Source organism: Enhygromyxa salina, assembly GCF_000737335.2.
Taxonomy (GTDB): Bacteria; Myxococcota_A; Polyangia; order Nannocystales; family Nannocystaceae; genus Plesiocystis; species Plesiocystis salina_C.
Window position 1 is genome coordinate 1 of sequence record NZ_JMCC02000081.1, and the last position, 21,257, is coordinate 21,257.

The following is a 21,257-nucleotide window of genomic DNA, read 5'->3' on the forward strand; positions in this document are numbered from 1 at the left end:
ACCTCGCCGACAGCGATCCATGACAACGCAAATTAGCGTCTTGAGCCCTCCGTGCCCGGAGGGACCCTCACGGGTCGTGCGCGCTGCCCATCAGCACATCGACCCCCGCAGACCCCAAAAGCACCCTCCTTGCGGGGAGGGAGATCTATGATTGTCCGGGTGCGCAAGTTTGCGCGGGCCCAAACTCGACTCGAGTACACCGAAATTGGGGTGTCAAGAGCACTAGTGCGGTCGGGTCGTACGCGAGCGCCGGGTGAAGCTCATGTACAGGACCGGGAGCACGAGCAAGGTCGCGAGCGTGGAGGTGATCATCCCGCCCACGACCACAGTCGCGAGCGGTCGCTGAACCTCCGCCCCAACGCCCATGTTGAACGCCATCGGCACGAACCCGAGCGCGGCGACCAACGAAGTCAGCAAGACCGGGCGCAGTCGGCTCTGCGCTGCGGCGCCGATCGCCTCGCGCAGCCCCAAGCCGTCCGCGAGCAGCTGCTTGGCCCGCGACACCAGTACGATGTCGCCGAGCACCGCGACGCCCGACAAGGCGATGAAGCCGACCCCAGCCGAGACCGAGAACGGCATGTCTCGGAGCCACAGGGCGAGCACCCCCCCGACGGCGCCGAACGGCACCCCGGTGAACACGCGAATGGCGTCGCTCGCCCGCCCGTAGGTCAGCCACAAGAGCCCGAACACCAGCGTGAGCGCGAGCGGGACGACGATCATGAGCCTTCCCTGGGCGCGCTCGAGCTGCTCGAACTGACCGCCGAGGTCGGTGTAGTAGCCGGGCGGCAGATCGATCTGCTCGGCGAGCACACGACGGACGTCGGCCACGAACGAGCCAAGATCCCGGCCACGCACGTTGGCTTGCACGATGACCCGGCGCTTCGCCCACTCACGCTGGATCGTCGAAGGGCCCTCGACGACTTCGATCCGCGCGAGCGAGGACAGCGGCACGCGTCCACCCTCGCGGGTCTGGAGTAAGAGCGCGCCGATCTGCTCGGCGGATCGTCGAACCTCGTCGTCGAGACGCAACACGAGATCGAAGCGCCGCTGGCCCTCGACGACCTCGCCGAGCTTGCGGGTGCCGAGCGACTCGACGACGTCGAGGACGTCAGCGACCGCGATGCCGTAGCGCCCGACGGCGTCGCGGTCGACTTCGATCGTCAACATCGCCTGCCCGGTGAGCTGCTCGACCGTCACGTCGGCCGCGCCGGGGATCGTCTCGATCGCCCTACGAATCGAGTCTGCCTGCTGCTGCAAGACCGTAAAGTCGTCGCCGAACAGCTTGATGCCAACGTCGGCCCGGATCCCCGCGATCATCTCGTTGACGCGCATCTCGATCGGCTGGGTGAACACGCTGCGCATGCCGGGCATGCCCTCGAGCTCGGCCGCCATCGCGGTCGTGAGCTCGGCTTGGGTCGTGCCCCGCGTCCATTGCTTGGGCGGCGTGAGGGTGATGAACACGTCCGAGACCTCGAGGCCCATGGGATCGGTGGCGACCTCGGCGGTCCCGGTCCGGGTCCAGACGTGCTCGATCTCGTCGGGGAAGCGCTCGAGCAGGCGGCGCTCGATCTGGGTCCCGTAGCGGATCGACTCGTCGAGCGAGATCCCGGCGACGCGCACGGTGTTGATGACGACAGCCTGCTCGCTCAGCCGCGGCACGAATTCGGAGCCGAGCTTGGTGGCCGCGAACCCGCCGCCCAGCACCGCTGCGGTCGCGAGCGCGAGCACCAGCTTGCGCCGATCCAAGGCGCGCTCGAGCACCCGGCGGTAGCCGGCCTCGAGCGCCGCGACCAGGCGACGCTTGCCGGTCTTGCGGCGGCGGGACTCGAGCGCGTAGCTGGCGAGCACCGGCATCACGGTCAGCGAGATCAGCATCGAGCCCGCGAGCGCGAAGATCACCGTGAGCGCCATCGGCCGAAACAGCTTGCCCTCGACGCCCTCGAGCGTCAGGATCGGCAGGTAGACGATCGCGATGATGAGCTCGCCGAACAGCGTCGGCCTGCGGACCTCGATCGCGGCGTCGCGGACGATCTCCCGCACGCTGCGCCCCGACGTGTCCTCGCTCAGCCGCCGCGCCGCGTTCTCGACGACGATCACCGAGCTGTCGACGACGAGACCGAAGTCGATCGCACCGAGGCTCATCAAGCTTCCGGCGATCCCGACCCACAGCATCGCGTTGAACGCGAACAGCATCGACAGCGGAATCGCCAGCGCGACGATCAACCCGGCGCGAAGATTGCCAAGAAACACGAACAGCACCGCGATGACCAGCAGCGCGCCCTCGATCAGGTTGTCGCGGACCGTGCTCAGGACCTCGTCGACCAGCGCGGAGCGGCTGTAGACGGGGGTCAGCTCGACGCCCTCGGGCAGACTGTGGCGAACCTGCTCGAGCCGCGCCTCGAGCGAGCGAGTGACCTCGCGGCTGTTCTCGCCCATGAGCATGAACCCGAGCCCGAGCACCGCCTCGCCGCGCCCTTCGGCCGTGACCGCGCCGCGACGGATCTCGTGACCCTCACGAATGTCGGCGACGTCGTCGAGGTGGACGAGGGTGCCGTCGACCTCGGCGACGACCATGGCCTCGAGGTCCTCGATGCCGGTGACCAGGCCCAGGCCCTGGATGAGCTGAGACTCCCCGCCAACGTCGAGCACGCCGCCGCCGACGTTGCGGTTTTCGTGGCGCACGACCCGGGCGACGTCCTCGAGGGTGAGCTCGTGCTTCACGAGCCGATAGGGATCGACGACGACGTGGTACTGCTTTTCACGGCCACCCCAGGTGTTGATCTCGGCGACGCCGGGGGTCTGGAGCATCTGCGGGCGAATCACCCAGTGGTGCAGCGTGCGTAGCTCGGCCGGCGACATGCCATCGGCCCGGACAATGTACTGAAACACCTCGCCGAGGCCGGTCGCGACCGGGCCAAGGGCCGGGCCCTCGATCCCCGCTGGCAGGTCCGCGAGCGCGAGCCGCTCGTTGACCACCTGGCGGGCGAGGTAGATGTCGGTGTCGTCGTCGAAGATCGCGGTGACCTGCGAGAACCCGAACTTCGAGATCGAGCGGACCTCGACGAGGCCCGGCAAGCCCGAGATCGCCTGCTCGACGGGGAAGCTGAGCTGGCGCTCGACCTCGAGGGGCGCCAGCGCGGGCGCGCTCGTGTTGATCTGGACTTGGACCGGGGTGGTGTCGGGGAACGCGTCGAACGGCAGCCGGCGAAAGCTCGCCAGGCCCCAGGCGATCAGGATTGCGGTAGCGAGCAGCACGACCGGCCGGTGCCGGAGGCACAGATCGATGAGCTTGGTCAACATCACTCGCCCCCTGGTGCTTCGACCTCACAGCATCCCGCGCCGATGCTGCCGGGCATGATCTCGGTCCGCAGCAGCACGGCGCCGGTGGTCACGATCGCGTCGCCAACCGCCACGCGGCCTTCGATCTCGACCGTGTCGCCGCCGCTGTGCCGCCGAACCACGCGCGGCTCGTAGACGCCGACGTCGGTGCGGACGAACACCAGCTCGCGGGTGCCGACGCGCTGGACCGCCGCGCGTGGGACCGCGACGACGGCTCGGCTCGGGCTCGTGGTGATCTGCCCGCGCATGAACTGGTTGGCGCGCAGGTTCCCTTCGGGGTTCTGCACCTCCGCGCGGGCGCTGACGGTGCGGGTCTGCGGGTCGACCTCGGCGGAGATCCAGGTCAGCGCCCCCTCGAAGCTCAGCTCCGGGTTCGAGTCGGCCGAGACGCTCAGGGTCTGGCCAAGCGCGATCTGATCGGCGAAGGCCTCGGGCACCTCGCACAGCGCCCACATGACCGAGGTGTCGCCGATCGTCGCAAGCGAGACGTCGTCAGCTGCGACCATCCCGAGCACCGCCGGTCGGCGCAGCACCGTTCCGGCGATCGGGGCGATGATGGTGTAGCGACCGACCCGGCTCGAGCCCCCGGCCCCCGCCATGTCGAGCGCAGCCCGACCCGCGCGAGCCTCCGCCTTGGCGATGGCGAGCTCCTGCTGCGCGAGCTCGACCTGGCGCGCGGAGGCGATGTCGGACTCCCGAAGGTCGAGCTGCCGATCGAGGTTGGTCTGCGCCGTTCGGACCCGCTCACGGGCGGTCTGCAGCGCGGCTTGGATCGCGCCGATGTCCGTGCTGTCGAGCTCGAACAGCGGATCACCCGGCTCGACCCGATCGCCGACTTCCGTGCGAAGCTGGCGGACGAGGCCCGGGACGATCGCGCGGATGTCTGCGATGCGATCGGCGTCGAACTCGAGGTGGGCCGTGCAATCCACCCGTGTAGCCGCGGCGATCTGGCGCGCCGGAGTGGTCCGGAAGCCCGCGGCGGCCTCGAGCTCCGGCGCACGCAGGCGTACGATCCGAGCCTCGAGCGCGGCCTGCTCGGCGCTCGGGGGCGGCGTCGCGGGGTTGCACGAAGGACACACGGACTCGGGAAAGCCGTGCCCCTCGCACCAGTCCCCGCTGGCTTTGTACTCGGCGATGAGCGCGGGGTTGCACTTCGTGCACTTCGACTCGGGGAGCCCGTGCTCGACGCACCAGTCGCCGGCGACCGCCGGCTCCGCCTGTGGGTTGCAGGCCGGACACGCGGACTCGGGCAAGCCGTGCCCCTCACACCAGTCGCCCGCGGCCTTGAACGCGGCGATGAGCTCGGGGTTGCACTTCGTGCACTTCGACTCGGGGAGCCCGTGCTCGACGCACCAGTCGACGGCGACCGCCGGCTCCGCCTGTGGGTTGCAGATCGGACACACGGACTCGGGCAAGCCGTGCTCAGCACACCAGTCGCCCGCGGCCTTGAACTCGGCGATGAGCTCGGGGTTGCACTTCGTGCACTTCGACTCGGGGACCTGATGCCCCGCGCACCAATCCGAGGCGGCCTCGGCTGGCGCTTGCGCGCTGCTGGGCTCGCGTGGCGGGGCCTCGAGCTCGGCGGCGGGCCGCTCCGCGTCACAGCCAAGCAGCGCGAGCAGGACCAGCGCCAGGCCAGCCAGCGCCGCGCGAAGGTTTGACCCGTTGATTGGACGGCTCATTGCAGCGCCCCCGTGGCGGCGGTCAGCTCGACGCGGCCGGTCGCGGCTTGCAGCAGCAAGGCCGCGTAGCCGAGCTTGGCGGCGACGAGCTCGAGCCGCACGGTCAGCACTTCGTCATAGGTGACCGCGCCCTTTTCGTAGCTCACGGTCACCATTTGCTCCGTTCGCTCGAGCTGCGCGAGGCCGTCTCGCTCGAACTGCAGCGCGGCGTCAGTCGTGCGGCGCACGACCGCGACGGCGGTCTTGGCCTCGAGCGCGGCCGTGTCGCGCGTCGCCTCGAGCTCTGCGCGGGCCCGCACGCCGCGGGCTTCGGCCACGGCCACGCTGCCCTGCCCGCGATCGAACACGGGCAAGGTGATGCCAACGATCCCGAGCATGACGTGCTCGGACTCCTCATGGACGTACCCCACACCCACGGCGAGGTTTGGCGCGCGGTTGGACCGACCGAGCGCCCCCGCAGCCCGTGCCTCGCGGGCATCGGCTTCGAACGCGCGCAGGTCCGGGCGCGCGTCGATGTCGATGTTGATGTCGATGTCGTTGTTGTCGATGTCGCCCGCGCCACCGGGGATCGCAAGCTCGCGCAGCTCGCCGACCGTGACCAGCTCGACCTCGGCCTCGACTCCGAGCAGCGCCGCGAGCTGGCCCTCGGCTCGATCGACCGCCGCGAGCGCACTCTCGACGTCGATCCGGGCTTGCGCGACCGCCAGCGCCGCGCTCGACTCCGCGAGCCCGCCGACGTCGCCGACCTCGTGCCGGCGTCGTGCGACGGTCGCGACCGCGCTCACCAGCTCGAGGTTCTGCTCGGCGATCTCGACCCGTTGTCGCCAGTAGAGGGCGGCGACGAACGCCAGGCTCACGTCACGCAGGAGCAGCCGCTGCGTGTCCTCGCTGCGCGCTTGGCTGGCGTCAACCGCAGATCGCGCGGCCTCGATCCGATGCCCCCGCTGGCCGCCGACCTCGAGCCACTGGGTCGCCCGCACGGACACGTCGACGTTCGCCTCGTTCGCGCCGAACCGCGGACCCGCGCTCGCCATGATCTGCGGGTTGAACCGTCCGACCCCCGCGGCATCGACCTGACTCTCGCCCTCGCCGACGCGCGCGCGCGCGACTGCCAGCGCGGGCGCTTGCTCGCGAGCGAGCGTCAGCGCCTGCTCGTAGTTGATCTTCATGACCGGTTGCCCCGGTTCGCCTGCGCGGGCGGGCGATGCCCACAGCAACACGCAGACAAACGGGCCGATGAGCCTCGTTCGAACCATCTGTAACTCTCCCTGGGAACACGAGGTCGCGCCGCAGCGCGGGCTCGCCGACCAAAGCCGAAACCGAAACCGAAAAATGCGGACGGACTCAGGTCAGGGAGCGCGGCGGCCGAAACACGCCAATTGCGACGCGACAGCCGGGCGCGTCGAGTGCTGGCAACTCGCAAGTCGCGGCCGCCCCCAAGTACATGCTGGGCAGCCCCACGAGGCTAACGAGCGCAGCCGCCACCCGAGCGTCGCAGCACCCGGAGCAGTCCTCATCACAGTCCTGTTCGCACGGCGACTCCCCGTCGTCGTGGAGCTCGCGATCCTCGGCGTGGGCCACACGCTCGGGCTCGTCGCATGCGCAGGAGGGCTCGCAGCCCACCCCGGGTCGCTCGCGCTCGAGCGAAGAGCTGCCGAACGGCACTACGAACAGCACGAGGATCCACAACAGTGCGATCCGCAGGGTGCTGAGCATGTCGTGGGCTCGAGCCATGCCGGGCGGCGACTATACCAGCTGCGCCGCTCGAGCACAGCCCCACCAACCGCAGCGCGTGTTGTCCGACTCGAGCGAGCGGCTGCGGGGACGCCCAAGCTCCCCAGTATTCGGCTGTCACAGCCCGGGCCATGTGAGCCCAGCCAGCTCGGCGAAGGTGGTAGGATCGGCGCCGACGCGATGCGAGAACCAGCCATCATCAACAGCTGGAACCGCGCAGCCATGCGCCGAGTTCGTTCGTTCCCCGACGCCACGCGGCTGCCGATCCTCGACACGATCACTCGCGCCACGCAAAACGCGATCGCCCGCGCGCGCGCCGACGCGTGGCTCCCGGTCGAGTACTCGATCGAGCTGTGCGACACGCTCGTCGACGTGCTTGGGGCCGAGCGGGCCGTCGAGTTCTGGCGTGACTTGGTCTACGACAGCTGGGTCGGCGGGCTGCTCGAGCCGCTGACGAACACCCTGCACACCCCCGGAGCGGCCGCCGAAGACGAGCCGCTCGAGCGGCGCAACCAGGGCGTGCTCGCGCTCGCCCCCGCCGCCTGGTCGATCTCCACCCGCGACTGCGGCGAGATCGTCGTCGTCGCGACGGACGAAGCCGGCTCGATGCGCCTCGAGGCCCGCGACCTGCCGCCGATGGTTCGGGTGAGCATGGGCATCCAGGTCCTGTACGCTGGCGCGATCAAGGCGATGCTGGCGTTCTCGCAGCTCTCGACCCACGTCGAGATCGTCAGCAGCGGCGACACCCTGGCGTTCGCGCTGACCTCCAAAGCTGAGTAGGAGCCGTGGCGCAATCTCAGGTGGAGCCCGCGCAGCGAAACCCGATCCCGAGGTCCGACACGCTGACGTCGCCCCACTGCCGACGGGCGCCGCGTAGGTTCATGCCCTGATCCGTGAACATCCCGCCCCGAATGCCACGCTTGGGCTGACGCGCGCGCCCCTCTTCACGATCGAACACCCACTCGCGCACGTTGCCGGCCATGTCCAGCACGCCGTAGGGGCTGGCGCCGCCGGGGTGTGAGGCGACGGGCTGGGCCTCGCGCAGCCCACAGCCGGCGAAGTTGGCGAGCTCGCACGTTGGCGCCTCGTCGCCCCAGGGAAACATCCGCTCGTCGGTGCCGCGCGCGGCCTTCTCCCACTCGGCCTCGCTGGGCAGCCGCTGGCCCAGCCACTCACAGTAGGCGCCGGCCTGCTCCCAGCTGACGTTGGCGACCGGGTTGGTGCAGGCGTCGGTCGGCTCGAACCCGCCAGCGGGAGCCGTGCACACCCCCGCTTCGATGCAGCGCTGGTAGGCGGCCTGCGTGACCTCGGTGCGGTCGATCGAGAAGGCCGGCAGATCCACGACCACGCGCTTGCGCTCGGCCTTGCCACACTCCTTGCTGTCGAGGCTGTCGCAGCCCATCACGAACTCACCCGCGGGGATCGTGATCGTGCCGGCCATGACCGCAGACTCGGGGCAACGCTCGGGCCGCTCGACCGGCAGCGGCAGGTTGTGAGGATTCGAGTTGCCCCACACGCCCTCGGGATCGGTGTTGATCGCGTTGCGATCCCACGGACACCCCGGCGCCTCGGGGTTGTTGTTGCACATGATCTCGAAGCTGCCGTCGTCTTCGGGATCCTCGCTGGCGTTGGCGGTCTGGCCCGGCATCCACGCGACGTTGGTTGGTTGGCTGGGCTCGGGGGTCTCACTGGGCTGGGGGTGGCACGCGATCAGTGCCCCGGCCCCAAACAACACGGCGACGATCAACCGCGCGCGATCCTGTCCGCTTCGTGCCCGCACCGGCACACCATAGCGCGGACCAAGGCGAGAAGGTTGACGGGCTGCGAGCACGAGCGGACGCGAGGCGGGCATGACCTCCCCAACGCCGCCCCGCGGGCATCGGTCTCACTCGATCCGATCCCCGCGTGCATTGATCACACTTGGAGTCGAATGTGAGGCTGAATCGTCACACCTTCCGGCTGGCAACGAGAGTCGTCACCTCGCCCTAGGAGCCCGTGGTGGAACCCCTCGCGCCGCCTCGCTTGGCCTTTTCGCCGAGGGCAGTGTCGCCGAAACTTGCAGTACGCCCGGTACAGCTGCGTTTCGGCTCCTCGCCCTCGCCGAAAATTCCGGCGCGAGGCGACGCGATGGGTTCCACCACGGGCTCCTAGGATCCCGTCTACGCGGGGTTTTGGACACTTCGCCGTCAACCAAATGTAACTTGCTCCGCCCGCAAACGGCCACTACGTTCGCGGCGCTTTGACGTGCCAGGTAGCATCATGAGTCGGGGCGCGTGGTCGCGCGCGTCGGGCCCAGACCACACGGGGCTGAGCCGCCCGCCCGTGTCGCTGGGTCGCCATCAGCTGCTGTTCCCGGTTGGCCACGGGGGCATGTCGTACCTGTACTTGGCGCTCGTCAACAGCGCGGCGGGGGTCAACCGGGTGTTGGTCATCAAGCAGCCGCGCGCGTCGCTGCTCGACGACCCCGAGTCCCTCGCGATGTTCATGGACGAAGCCCGGCTCGCGTCGCGGCTGCACCATCCCAACGTCGTGCAGACCTTCGAGGTCGGACAGGAGGGGCCGATCCCCTACATCACGATGGAGTTCTTGGATGGCCAGCCGCTCCATCGGATCTCGCGCCGGCTCGGCGTCGGGCGCGAGCAGCCGTGCGAGGTCGACCCGCTGAGCCTCGGCATGCGGCTTCGGATCATCGCCGACATGCTCGACGGACTGCACTACGCCCACGAGCTGCGCGACTACGACGGCGCCGCGATGCAGGTGATCCACCGCGATGTCTCGCCGCAGAACCTGTTCTTGACCTACGACGGGCAGATCAAGCTGGTCGACTTTGGGATCGCCAAGGCCAGCGACTCGGTCACGCGCAGTGAAAGCAGCGGGCTCAAGGGCAAGCTCGCCTATATGTCGCCGCAGCAAGCCGGCGGCGAGCCGCTCGATCGTCGCGCGGACGTGTTCTCGGCCGGCGTGATGCTGTGGGAGTTGGTCTCCGGTCGGCGCTTGTGGGCCGGATGCAGCGAGGCCACGGTTGCGCGGCGGCTGGTCGATCGCGACCTGCCCGACCTCACGCTCGATCCCGACACCGTCCCGGCCGCCGTCCTGGGGATCTGTCGGCGCGCGCTCGCGCCCGAGGTCGAGCAGCGCTACCCAAGCGCCGAGGCGTTTCGGAGCGCGCTCGAGCGGGTGATGCTCGAGCAAGGGCTCGACGCCACCGCCCGCGCGATCGGCAAGCGCGTCGCCCAAGCGTTCTGCATCGAGCGCGCCGAAGTCCGCGCGCGGATCGATCGCGCGCTGCTTGGGTTGGTGGACAGTGACGGCCCGACGCGCTGGGAGCTTTCGAGCCAGCGCGACCGGATCGACCAGATCGACCGGATCGACGAGATCACTGGGTTCACGCGCGGCTCTGACGAGAGCGAGGCGCACACCTCGACGCCCGACGAGGTCACCGCCGACTACGGACCCAAGCTCGCTGGTGTTCCGGCGCCCGAACCCGAGCCTGAGCCGCCAGCCCCCAGCCGCGAGGCAAGCGGAACCATCGGCGCGCGTGCGCTGCCGCTCTCGCGCTCGCGCGACAACACACCACCGCGCGTGGTGGTTGGCGTGGTTGCGCTGATGCTGGTCGCGTTCGTCGCGGTGCTGTTTGGCTGGCGGGAGTCTCGAGCGGTGCCGGTCGCAACTCCGGTCGGGGCGGAGCACGGGCGCACGCAGCCCCGCCCTGCCGCCCCGCTCGCGCCAGTCGAGCCGCCCAACTGCGACGCCGCAGACAAGCCGCGGGTGCCCCTCAGCGGCGAGATCGACGAGGACGCGACGCTCCGCTGCGACCGCGACTATGTCCTGCGCTTCAACACCCGCGTCGTCGCTGGCGCCACGCTCACGATCGAGGCGGGGACGACGATCTTTGGCGAGCGTGAGACCACGGGCGCGCTGATCATCGAACCTGGCGCGCGGCTGATCGCGTCTGGCACCCCCGAGCGACCGATCGTGTTCACCAGCAGCCGGCCCGAGGCCGAGCGCCAACCCGGAGACTGGGGCGGCGTGCTGCTGCTTGGTCGGGCGCCGATCAACCTGCGCGACGCCAACGGTCGCCCGATCCTGGGCGAGGTCGAGGGCGTGACCGGCGTTGCGCCCTACGGCGGTGACGACCCCAACGATGACAGCGGCGTGCTCCGCTACGTCCGCATCGAGTACCCCGGGGTCGAGCTCGCGCCCGGCAACGAGATCAACGGGCTCACGCTCGCGGGCGTGGGGCGTGGGACCACGATCGATCATGTGGAGGTGCTCGCCAGCTCGGACGACTGCTTCGAGTTCTTTGGCGGCACAGTTGACGCCAAGCACCTGGTCTGCGTCGCGCCCGGCGATGATGGGCTCGACTTCGACAACGGCTACCAAGGTCGGATCCAGTTCGTGGTCGTGCATGATCGGGTGCAAGGGGAGGCCGACACCACCCCCAGCAACGCCTTCGAGTTTGACAACGATCCCAACGGCTCGACCGCCGAGCCGCGCACGCGCCCGGTGATCTGGAACGCCACCTTGTGCGGAGTCACCAACCCCCGGGCGCCGAGCCACGCGATCTTGGCCCGGCGCGCGGCCCAGCCCGAGCTCGCGGGGCTGCTGGTCAGCGGATTCGACTACGGGCTGGATCGTCACGATCGCGACACCTTCGTCACGCTGCGGGGCGTCGCCCTGGTCCGGCAGTCGCCCGGGGATCTGTCCTCGCCGGATTTTGATGGCGCGTGGTCGAGCGGGGAAGGGTTCGGATTTCTCGGATGCGATGGACCGCTGAGTGCGAGCCTGCTCCCCGCCACACCCATTGTGCCCAGCGAGGGCTTCGAGGGCCCCCCCGACGACGGCTTCTTCGACCCCAACGCAGCATGGATCGGGGCCTTCGCCGACGCAGACGACGACTGGACCTCCCCGTGGGTCGTGTGGACCCAAGCGAAGTCCCTGTGAGCGTCCCGATCCCGATCCCGATCGGGCGGGGCGATCACACCCGGTCCATCATGAATGGCTTCGGCCGCATCGCCAGGCCCTGCTGGATCAGCGCCTCGATCGCCGCCCGAACTCGATCGACGTTGGCATGGATCTCGTCCTCGTCCTCGTCGCCGTCGCCGTCGAAGAACATCGGCGGGCCAAAGTGGATCTGGCAGCTGACCGGCAGCGGCCAGAACACCAGCTGCGGCGCAATGGGCATGGGCGGCATGCCAAGCAGCCGACTCGGCGCGTCGAGCCGCGTGAGGATCGGAAACGCCTCTTCGGCGCCGATGAACGCGAACGGGATGATCGGCGCCCGGTTGATCAGCGCCAGCCGCATGAACCCGGTCCCGAACCGCTGCAGCTGGTAGCGCTTGCTATAGGGCTTGAGCGCACCGCGAGCGCCCTCTGGGAACACGACCACCAGCCGCTCGTCCTCGAGCAGCAGGCGGGCGTGCTGGGGCAGCCCCGTCAGGTGCCCGACCCGGTTGAGCATCATGCCCATGTAGGGCTTGGTGTTGAAGAAGTACTCCGCCATCGCGTGGGCCAAGCGCGGCGGGTTGTTCATCAGCAGCGCCATCGACAGCATCGACGCGTCGGCGCCGATCCCCCCCGAGTGATTGCCGATCACCATGCCCCGCGAGTGCGCGGGCAGGTGCTCCGCGCCGAACACCGAGACCTTGAGATAGTCGCGGTAGATCGGCGCCATCGCAGAGTACCAGCGCTGCAGCGCGAGGCGCGAGACGCCGAAGCGATCGATCCCGTAGGCGTTGAACGAGATCGGCAAGCGGGCGATCTGATCGGCCACCTCGGCGTCGTCGAAGACCTTCCCGACCAAGCGGCGAATCACTTGTCCAAGCTCGCAGTTCGCGAGGGTCCCCGCAAGTGAGAACACAAGCGCGGCGCGGCGATGACGGACACCGACGACGACGAGCGCCAGCGCGCGGCCCTTGGCCTCTTGACCTTGCTGGGCTTCACGTCGGGGTTCATCGCGGCGCTCAATGACATCTCCATCCCGCATCCCAAGGCCCAGCCGGAGCTGTGCATGGTTGGCGCGCACCTGACGATGGCGCCGCCAACTGGGCAGTGATCACTCCCCTGCGCGACACGCCTTGGACCACCCCAAACCGCGGCGAGTCGGCTCAACCTCGCGCAGGATATCAGCCCACTGGGGACCATGATCGGGCCGAGCCTCAGTGGCTTCATGATCCTCGAATCCACCGTCGTCAAGCCCGTGCGCGCGCCCGACCTGGGCATCGCGGCCACGCTGTTCGTGCTTGCCGTCGTGCTCGAGGTCGTTCGCCTGACCCCGCTCGAGGGCGCGGGTCGGCGAAGCAGGCGCCCGGGGCCGCGGAGTGATCCCAGCTGGCCCGGAGCCGCCCCAGGCCAGCTGCGGCCGTGTGGCCCCCATCACAGGTTCGGGCACAGGTTCGGGCACAGCGTTCACGCACAGCGTTCGGGCACAGCGTTCGGGCGCAAGCACACAACTGCGCCGCCCTCGCAGGATCGCGGAAAATGATAGCGTTGGTGCGTGCGACGAAGCTACGCCTCTACCGCGATCTCGCTCACCGCGGTCCTGATCCTGGGCCCGCTCCAACTCGGCGCCACGCCTGCGTTCGCGCAGGCACCGACCGCCGCAGATGACTCGCAGCTCGCCGAGGCCAAGGCGCTCAACAAAGAGGCGGAGATCAAGTTTCAGACGGCCGAGTACGAAGAGGCGCTCGCGCTGTGGAAGCAAGCGTTCGCGATCTTGCCCGACGGCGTTGACACCCGGACGATCCGCAACGGCTTGGTCTACAACATCGCGTCGGCCCACATTCGCGCGTACGACGTCTCGCGCAACCAGATGCACCTGCGCAAGGCCAAGATCCTGCTCCAAAATTATCGCGACGAGCACGTGCAGCTCTACGGCGACGACCCGGCCGCGCTCGAGGAGCGGGCCAGCACCGACGAGCGCCTGGCCGAGGTCGAGCAAAAGCTGGCCGAGTCCGAGGCCAAGGGCGAGACCGCCGTCCCCCTCGATGACCCCAGCCCCGAGCCCGTCGTTGACCCCGCCACGCAGCCGCAGCCGCAGCCGCAGTCCGTCCCCCCGCCCAAGCCCCTGACCCCCCAGATGATCTGGGAGGAAGAGGTCAAGGCGGATCCCGTGCTCGGGCCCAAGTGGGCGAAGGGCCGCTCGCAGGTGGTCGGTGGCATCGTGCTGACCAGCATCGGCTCGCTGTTCTTGATCGGCACGGTCGCGATGATCGGCTTGGGCGCGAACCTACGCGCGACCAGCGAGACGACCTGCGATCCCGTGTTCGACACCTGCACGACCCTCGATGGAACCGGGGCGTTCGTCACGGGCGGGGTCCTGGGCGTCATCGGTCTGTCCCTGGCCGCGCCTGGCGCGGCGCTGATCGCCGTGGGCGCCAAGCGGCGTGGCGAGGTAAAGAAGGCCAAGCCGCGGCCGGTCAGCTTGGTTCCGTACCTCAACCCGAAGCACGGCTCGGGTGGGATGACATTCACGCTGCAGTTCTGACCCACCCGCGCCCTACCCCACCGGAATCACCACCTGATTGATGCTCCGCACGCTTGCCCCAGCCGGGTACGCATACGACACATAGACCGTAGAGAACCCCTGCGAAGCGCTGGACCCCCACCCCCACACGGTGACCCCAAACGGCTCGTCACTCCACATCTCGTGCCGCCCGTTCTCGCACCCATTGACTGCCATGAAGTTGCCAGTGACCAAGTCCACGCGGGTATACTCATAGTCCCCCAGCGGCATCCACCCATTGAGCTCCCCAAGGCAGTCGAGCTCGACCGGGGCAAACCCGCCGCTGCCGGGGGTCCTCACCACGACCAGGCTGGTCTCGGAGTAGGTTGGATCCGTGAACAGCACATAGTCGTCGAGGTACTGCGCGGTCGGGATGATGTTGACCCACTCGGGATCCCCCTCGCCGCCAAAGTTTCCGCCACCGGTCATGTGCGCCGCAATGTAAAACGGGTGGTCCTCATCCTGGCTGCTGACCACGAACGGGCCCGGCGCGCTGAAGCGGACCAGCTCGCCCGCGCCAAGCACCACGGGCGCGCCGTTCGGCGGCGCGGGGGTCCAGCTCAGCGTTGTTCCATCAACAACCCCAACGACCGTCCACGGCACCACTTCGTCTTGCATGTTGCCGCGCGAACGATAGCGAACACCCACGTACTCGCTGCCCAGCGCCTGAATGGGCGGGATCTGTTGGTGGGCCGAGTCGCAGGCGATCGCGTTGACCGGCACGTTGAGGCAGCTGGCGGCGCCAAACAACCCAAACGACTTGTTGGCCTCGAGCGGTGAACCGGTGAGCTCGGCGTCTTGGCTAATCTGCAGGGTCTCGCCCCGATCCAGCGAATACATGATCGGCATCGCGGCCGGCCCACCCGCCACGCCGTTGCCCCCTTGAACGGCGACCTTGGGCAGCAGCGAGACCTGGGTGCCGTCTTCGTGGGCGACGATCGTCATGGAAGGCTGAGCGGTCGGGGCTGCCACGCTCTTCTCGAACGCGTTGACGGCCACGTAGTTCACGTCCCAGGCGCTGGTTGGCAGCAGCAAGCTGGCCGAGGTCGCGGCCGAGCTGCCGCCACCAAACGGCAGAATCTGGTACGCAACGACCGGCACATCGGTGGTGATATTGACGGCCTGACCGCGCCCCGTCCCGACCACGCCCACGTTGGCGACCAGCGCTGGCGGGACCGAGCAGGCCGGCAAGAACCCGTTGTCGCGGGCGATGAAGATGACCGCGACGTCGCCGGGCGCGAGGCCCTGGACTGGATTGTAGGGCTCGTAGACCAGGTTTGCGCCCTGCCCGACTGGGATCGCAATGGCGCTGGGATCGAGCGCTTGGCCGGCGTACTCGGCCTGAATGTGGGCCGGCTTCTCCCAGGTGTTGGCCACGAAGGCGGCGAAGCAAGCGCCCGTGCCCTCCATGATCAGATCGGTCTTGACCGCCCAATAGTCACAACCGTACGAGCTCTTGCCGAGCTCGGCCGCGAGGCAGGGATCATTGATGCAGTCACCCCCGGCGCAGGCGCCATCGGGAGCGCAGTTCTCGGTCTCGAGCCCCCCGCAGATGACGTGCTTTAGATCGTCGGAGCAGGTGCAGTCGTCGTTTGGCACGTCGGCGCTCGCGCGCAGATCAAACTTGATCGGATCGCCGTCGCCATCACCCTCGCTGTCACCCGGATCGCCGTCGCCATCGCCCGTGTCGCCGTCGCCCGTGCCGCCATCGCCATCACCGTCGCCGTCGCCCGTGTCGCCGTCGCCATCCCCGGTGATCGAGGTCTCGTCGGTCGCCGTCGCGGACGTAGGCGGGGTGTTGCAGCCCCCCACGCAGGCGAGGCTCAACCACAGTGGCGTCAATTGTCGGGTCGATCGCATGATATGGCAGCTCCTGCCACATCATAGCCCCAGGGTGTTCGGTGTCAGCGAATCTCGATCTCGCCAGACATGATCACGCTGGCCTGGTCCTGCGGCAGAAACAGGATCGACATCGGCAGCCGCGCCAGCGCCTGATCGAACACCAACGGCATCTTCGCCTTGGCCTGGGCCTGCTTGCTCGTCACCGAGCGCTCGACTGGCGCGGCGATCAGCGACCCGGCCCCGCGCAAGATCAGCTGGATCAACGTGAGCCGCTTGGGCAGCACCCGCAGCTCGAGCTGGGCAAACTTCGCCACCCCCGCCCGCGAGCGGACCTCGGCCAAGGCCTCGCGCAGGCCGCCAAACTCGTCGACCAGGCCGTTGTCCTTGGCGCGCTTGCCCGACCACACGTGGCCCCGGGCGATCGCGTGGACTTGGTCCTTGGTCATGCCGCGGGCGTCGGACACCCGCTGCAAGAACAGCTGGTAGGTGCGATCGATCGCGGCGTCGATCTTCTCGCGCTGGGGCTCCGACCACGGCTGCCAGATCGAGTTCATGTCGACGCCGGCGCCGCCAAGCTCGAGCCGATCAATGCCGACCCCCAGCATCTTCAGCAGGCCGGACACGTCGAAGTGCATGAACACCACGCCGATCGAACCTGTGATCGTGAGCGGCTGGGCGAAGATCTTGTCGGTGCCCGCGGCGATGTAGTAGCCGCCGCTGGCGGCGACGTCGGCCATCGAGACCACGATTGGTGGTGAGCCGCGCTTGTCCTTCTCCCAGGCCTCGTGGGTGCGCTGCACCTCGCGCCACATCACCTCGCTGGCGAACGCCGAGCCGCCGCCGCTGTCGACCCGCAGCACGATCCCCTTGCAGGCGGTGTCGGCCCGCAGCTGTTGCAAGGTCTTGGCGATCTGGTCGCCGCCAGTCATCACGATGTTGAGCAGCGGGATGTTGCGGCTGGACCCGTCGACGATCGTGCCCACGACCAAGACCACCGCCAAGTACGGAGCCTCGCCCCAGGTCTGGTCTTCGGGCTGCGTCGGCGCGAACTTGCGGAGCGAGACGTCAGCCTGCAGATCGTCGGACAAGCTCTTGCTCAGCTGATCACGATGGATCACCGCGTCGGCGAGCCCGGCCTCGACCGCCTGATCCGGCCCCAACGGTGAGTCGCGGACCAGCTCGCGAACGCGCGCCTTGCTGAGCCCGCGGGCCTGGGCGATGTCGTGGACGACGAGCTCCCAGGTGTCCTGAAGCAGGGCCTTGCGCTGCTCCGCGTCCGGCTCGCTTCGATCGTTGCGCGTATAATTTTCGTGGGCGCTCTTGTACTCGTCGACGTGGACGGCCTCGACCGAGACGCCGATCTTGGCGAGCGCGTCGCGGAAGTACAGGCGCCGGCTGCCAAGCCCAACGGTGTGAAACTCGCCCGCCGGGTGGGTGTAGATGGTCTCGGCGACGCTGGCGATCCAGTACTCCGCCAGGCCCGGCGACTCCACGTAGGCGTAGACGTGACCGCCCGCGTCCCGCACCCGCCGCAGCGCGTCGCGCAGCTCCTGCGCCGCGCCCCAGCCCAGGCCAAAGCCGTCGGCCTTGATCACCAACACCGCCCGGTCCCCCGCGGCCTCGGCCCGCTCGATCTGCTGCAACCACGCGATCAACGAGCGCTGATCGCCGATGCTGCCAAGCTCGATCTCCTCTGCGTCGACCAGGCGCTGCCAGTAGACCCGGCCCTGGCGCGCGGTGGTGAACCGGGCCTTGTACGAGACGCCGTCGATCCCCCCGCCAAGCCCCGCGTGGGTGCCGATCCCGATCGAGGCGTAGTCCCAGGCCATCGCCACCGACACGCCGCCACGCATGGCCGTTGTCTGGCGGACGATGTCGAGCGTGTCTTCGTCGAGCACGTCGGCCTGGATCATCTGGGCCTCACCCGCGACCTCGAGGCCGTGGTAGCGCACCGCGATCCGCCCGTGCGGCAGCAGATCATGACCGAGCGTGAACCCACCAAACCCACGCTCGACGCTCTGGTCAATGCGCGCCGTGACGCCGCCCGCGAGCTCGAGCCAGTGGTTGCCGAGCGGCCGCACCGCCAGCTCGCCAGCAAGATCCAAGGTTGGGCGAAAGCTCGTGTCGCGCAGGCCCCCGGGCGCGAGCCGGGCGACCGCGCCGAAGCTCGCGTAGTTGGTCATCCGCAGGACCGTGCCGATGTCGACCTGGGCCGGCCGCAGCGGATCACCCTGGCGGCGCACCCCGTGCACGCCGACGCCAAAGCTGCCCCACTCGCCCTGGCCCAGCGCCAGCGCGAAGCTGAGCTTGGTCGTGGGCCGGTTGTGGCCGATATCGGCGTCAAACAGGCCGTCTTTGAACCCGGGCTCGAGCGCTTGAACACCAAAGCCAAGCGCGAACCCAAAGCCGAGGTTGAGCGCCGCGAACGCACCAAACCCGGCCCCCCGCGCGAACTCGTGCAGCGTTTGGTAGCCGAGCAGCGTGATGTCGAGGCCGTGGACGGAATTGATCAGCGCCGGGTTGAGCTCGACGCTGCTGGCGTCGCCGCTGCCCGACAGGTTGTGGACTGGGCGGTCAACGCCGTCGCCCAGCTCACGATGCTGGGCGACCGGGTCCTGCGCCTGCGCGGAGGTGGGCGCCCACGCGAGTCCGAGCGCGAGCAGGCCGACTCCTACCCGCGCACGCCCGTGCGCCGTCATTGAATTTCGTCCTCTGGAATCTCGTCGACGATCGCCAACAGATAGCGCACATCGACCACGCGCAGGCTGTCGTCCCACGGCACCGCCAACCCGCGGGCCTTGCCGAACAACACCTTGGCGCCCAGCGGGATCCCGCTGACGTTGGCGCCGAACCCGGCGCCGTCGTCGTCGTCGTCGTCGTCGTCTGGACCAAACTCGTAGGCGACCTTGGGCATGGTCCGCGCGACCTCGACGACCTCCCCGAGCAGCGCTTGGCGAGCGTTCTCCTTGGCGCCCTCGGGCAAGAACAGCCCCGAGTCGAGGCGGTCGGGATCCTTGATGACACGCACCAGCACCCGAGGGCCTAGGGGTTGAACGTGACGGGTGACCTTCGGCGGTGGCGCAGGTGGATCCGAGGACATCCGTCACATGATAGTCACGCGTCGGCCCTGGCGTCACGGGGCCAAGGTTGTTAAACGCATATATGAGAGCCATCAATGTCAGCAGACGACGAGTTCAGGCACGAATCCGTGCAAGACAGGCGGTCGATCGTGAAGTACCTGAAGGCGCTCACGGCGGGCCTGGAGGCGGGGCGGATCGAGCTTGGGACCGCCGACCACACGCTGGCGCTCGAGCCCGATGGCATGCTCGAGTTCGAGATCCAAGCCAAGCGCAAGGGTGGCCGGGTCAAGGTCGGGCTCAAGCTCGCGTGGCGCGAAGACGAAGAAGATCCCAGCGCCGACGCCCTCGAGATCAAAGCGGGCTCGCCCACGTGACCAGCGGCACCGAAGCCAACGCGATCGCCGGGGTCCGCGAGAACTTCAAATTCCTCGCGCTCGAGGTCACCAAGCTGCTCGACGACACCCGCCTGATGCTCGTCGACCCGCGCGAAGAGGTCATGGCGAAGATCGTCGCGCGCGACGACTACGTCGACAACCTCAAGAGCATGATCGAGAACAAGTGTTTTCGGCTGCTGACCAACGAGGACCTCGACGACGGCACCATCGATCTGATCCGGGCGATCAACGTCGCAACCAACAACCTCGAGCGCGTCGCGGACTTTGGCGTCAACATCGTCGGCCAGCTCCGCTACTTCACCAGCCTCGAGACCCTGCATCGGTTTGACGCCACGCCCTTCTTCGACGCCGTGTTCGCGGGGCTCGCGATCGTCGAGGACGCCTTGTTTCGCCGCGACATGTCGCTGGCCCTGCAGATCTGTCGGACCGAGCTCGAGATCGACGATCTGTACCTCGCCGTGTTTCGCCAGATCATGGCGGATCTGCGGACCGGTCAAGCGCCCGAGGATCTGGTCACGACCCTGTTCATCTATCGCTACCTCGAGCGCACCGGCGACGCGCTGCTCAACATCGGCGAGGCGGCGATCTTCGCGACCGTGGGCGAGAAGCTGCGGGTCAGCGAGTTTCAGGCGCTGCAAGAGACCCTGGCCCACGCCAGCGCGCGGGTCGGCGACGTCCCGGTTGGTCTGGATCTGTCCGAGGTCGACTACCACGGCATCTGGGAGACCCGCTCGGGCAGCCGGATCGGCATGCTCCACGCCCGCGACTCGAGCAAGCGCTCCGTCGTGTTCAAAGAGGGTCGCACCACCAAGGTGCTCGAAGAAAAGCTCGCGCTCGAGCGCTGGGAGCAGCTCGAGCCCGGGCTGCCGCCGCGGGTGTTTGCCTACCACGATCACGGCGACAAGGCCTCGCTGCTGCTCGAGTATCTGCAGGGCGACACCTTCCAGCGCATCATGCTCGACTCCGACGGTCGGGTCTGCACCAGCGCCTACACCATGGTCATCGAGACGATCGGCCGGGTCTGGGATCAAACCCTCGAGCCGACCGCGTGCACGCCCAACTTCGTCCGTCAGCTGTCAACCCGGCTGCCCGACGTGTTCAAGGTCCACCCCGAATTTCGGACGGCGGCCAAGCGGATCGGCGCTATGAACATCCCCGGGTTCGAGAGCTTGCTCGACGCCGCGCAGGTGCTCGACACCCTGCTCGTCGCGCCGTTTCAGGTCCTGATCCACGGCGACTTCAACACCGACAACATCATCGTCAACCTGCCGCAGCGCAGCGTGCACCTGATCGATCTGCATCGCTCGCGTCCGTTCGACTACCTGCAGGACGTGTCGGTGTTCATCGTCTCCAACTTTCGGCTCAAGATCTTCGACCCCGGCCCGCGCCGAAGGCTGGACCAGGTCACCCGCGAGTTCTACTCGTTCGCGCGCGAATTCGCCGACGCCCACGGCGACACATCGTTCAACGCGCGCCTGGCCCTTGGGCTCGCCCGCTCGCTGCTGACCTCGACCCGCTTCGTGATGGATCCGAGCTTCAGCCGCACGATGATGCTGCGGTCCTGCTACCTGATCGAGCAGCTGCTGGCCTACCGTGCGGCCCACGACATCGTCACCGAGTCCGGCGACTGGTCCGGCTTCGTGCTCGACCAGACCACGCTCGTTCCCTAGACCCAGACCCG

The 21,257-nt window shown here is 68.5% G+C and carries 16 protein-coding genes; 7 read left to right on the forward strand and 9 right to left on the reverse strand.

Going from position 1 to position 21,257, the window contains the following annotated elements; all coding sequences use genetic code 11:
- Positions 1-222: 222 nt before the first annotated feature.
- The 4 genes from DB30_RS27620 to DB30_RS27635 form a co-directional block, all read right to left on the reverse strand.
- Complete coding sequence (locus DB30_RS27620) at positions 223-3,300, reverse strand: efflux RND transporter permease subunit (RefSeq protein ID WP_052554393.1); 3,078 nt, start codon at positions 3,298-3,300, stop codon at positions 223-225.
- On the reverse strand, positions 3,300-5,021 hold the full coding sequence (locus DB30_RS27625) for an efflux RND transporter periplasmic adaptor subunit (RefSeq protein WP_052554395.1): 1,722 nt from the start codon (positions 5,019-5,021) through the stop codon (positions 3,300-3,302). The genes DB30_RS27620 and DB30_RS27625 overlap by 1 nt, the downstream gene beginning before the upstream one ends.
- A complete protein-coding gene (locus DB30_RS27630) occupies positions 5,018-6,277 on the reverse strand; it encodes a TolC family protein (protein ID WP_146660886.1) in 1,260 nt (419 codons plus the stop codon). Before DB30_RS27630 ends, DB30_RS27625 begins: the two co-directional genes overlap by 4 nt.
- Positions 6,278-6,365: 88 nt before the next feature.
- Positions 6,366-6,755 (reverse strand): hypothetical protein, encoded by a 390-nt coding sequence (locus tag DB30_RS27635; protein WP_052554400.1) that lies wholly within the window; start codon positions 6,753-6,755, stop codon positions 6,366-6,368.
- Positions 6,756-6,935: 180 nt separating this feature from the next.
- Here DB30_RS27635 and DB30_RS27640 point away from each other — a divergent pair, with 180 nt between their 5' ends.
- On the forward strand, positions 6,936-7,535 hold the full coding sequence (locus DB30_RS27640) for a hypothetical protein (protein WP_052554402.1): 600 nt from the start codon (positions 6,936-6,938) through the stop codon (positions 7,533-7,535).
- A gap of 16 nt (positions 7,536-7,551) precedes the next feature.
- Here the strand turns inward: DB30_RS27640 and DB30_RS27645 are convergent, their stop codons facing one another.
- Positions 7,552-8,535 (reverse strand): formylglycine-generating enzyme family protein, encoded by a 984-nt coding sequence (locus DB30_RS27645; protein WP_165703979.1) that lies wholly within the window; start codon positions 8,533-8,535, stop codon positions 7,552-7,554.
- A gap of 479 nt (positions 8,536-9,014) precedes the next feature.
- Here DB30_RS27645 and DB30_RS27650 point away from each other — a divergent pair, with 479 nt between their 5' ends.
- Positions 9,015-11,699 carry a serine/threonine protein kinase gene (locus DB30_RS27650; RefSeq protein ID WP_052554407.1) on the forward strand — a complete coding sequence of 895 codons (2,685 nt, stop codon included), beginning with the start codon at positions 9,015-9,017 and terminating at the stop codon, positions 11,697-11,699.
- 34 nt (positions 11,700-11,733) lie between these two features.
- Here the strand turns inward: DB30_RS27650 and DB30_RS27655 are convergent, their stop codons facing one another.
- Complete coding sequence (locus tag DB30_RS27655) at positions 11,734-12,570, reverse strand: lysophospholipid acyltransferase family protein (RefSeq protein ID WP_052554410.1); 837 nt, start codon at positions 12,568-12,570, stop codon at positions 11,734-11,736.
- Positions 12,571-12,630: 60 nt separating this feature from the next.
- Between DB30_RS27655 and DB30_RS27660 the strand changes: the two genes are divergently transcribed.
- The 3 genes from DB30_RS27660 (at position 12,631) to DB30_RS27670 (ending at position 14,241) form a co-directional block, all read left to right on the forward strand.
- Complete coding sequence (locus DB30_RS27660; RefSeq protein WP_052554413.1) at positions 12,631-12,810, forward strand: hypothetical protein; 180 nt, start codon at positions 12,631-12,633, stop codon at positions 12,808-12,810.
- A 114-nt stretch (positions 12,811-12,924) separates the two neighbouring features.
- On the forward strand, positions 12,925-13,239 hold the full coding sequence (locus DB30_RS27665; protein ID WP_146660892.1) for a hypothetical protein: 315 nt from the start codon (positions 12,925-12,927) through the stop codon (positions 13,237-13,239).
- A 12-nt stretch (positions 13,240-13,251) separates the two neighbouring features.
- Positions 13,252-14,241, forward strand: a complete 990-nt coding sequence (locus DB30_RS27670) for a hypothetical protein (RefSeq protein WP_052554419.1) — start codon at positions 13,252-13,254, stop codon at positions 14,239-14,241.
- Positions 14,242-14,253: 12 nt separating this feature from the next.
- Here the strand turns inward: DB30_RS27670 and DB30_RS27675 are convergent, their stop codons facing one another.
- The 3 genes from DB30_RS27675 to DB30_RS27690 are packed head-to-tail and all read right to left on the reverse strand — an operon-like array spanning position 14,254 to position 19,201.
- Positions 14,254-16,119: an IgGFc-binding protein gene (locus tag DB30_RS27675; protein ID WP_205633080.1), complete on the reverse strand. Its 1,866-nt coding sequence runs from the start codon at positions 16,117-16,119 to the stop codon at positions 14,254-14,256.
- 44 nt (positions 16,120-16,163) lie between these two features.
- A complete protein-coding gene (gene sppA, locus DB30_RS27685) occupies positions 16,164-18,800 on the reverse strand; it encodes a signal peptide peptidase SppA (protein WP_052554425.1) in 2,637 nt (878 codons plus the stop codon).
- Positions 18,797-19,201 (reverse strand): chaperonin Cpn10, encoded by a 405-nt coding sequence (locus DB30_RS27690; protein WP_052554428.1) that lies wholly within the window; start codon positions 19,199-19,201, stop codon positions 18,797-18,799. Before DB30_RS27690 ends, sppA begins: the two co-directional genes overlap by 4 nt.
- Before the next feature lie 75 nt (positions 19,202-19,276).
- Between DB30_RS27690 and DB30_RS27695 the strand changes: the two genes are divergently transcribed.
- Together DB30_RS27695 and DB30_RS27700 are read left to right on the forward strand one after the other, a co-directional pair.
- On the forward strand, positions 19,277-19,555 hold the full coding sequence (locus tag DB30_RS27695) for an amphi-Trp domain-containing protein (RefSeq protein ID WP_146660896.1): 279 nt from the start codon (positions 19,277-19,279) through the stop codon (positions 19,553-19,555).
- A complete protein-coding gene (locus tag DB30_RS27700) occupies positions 19,552-21,246 on the forward strand; it encodes a PhoU domain-containing protein (RefSeq protein ID WP_052554433.1) in 1,695 nt (564 codons plus the stop codon). The genes DB30_RS27695 and DB30_RS27700 overlap by 4 nt, the downstream gene beginning before the upstream one ends.
- Positions 21,247-21,257 lie beyond the last annotated feature (11 nt).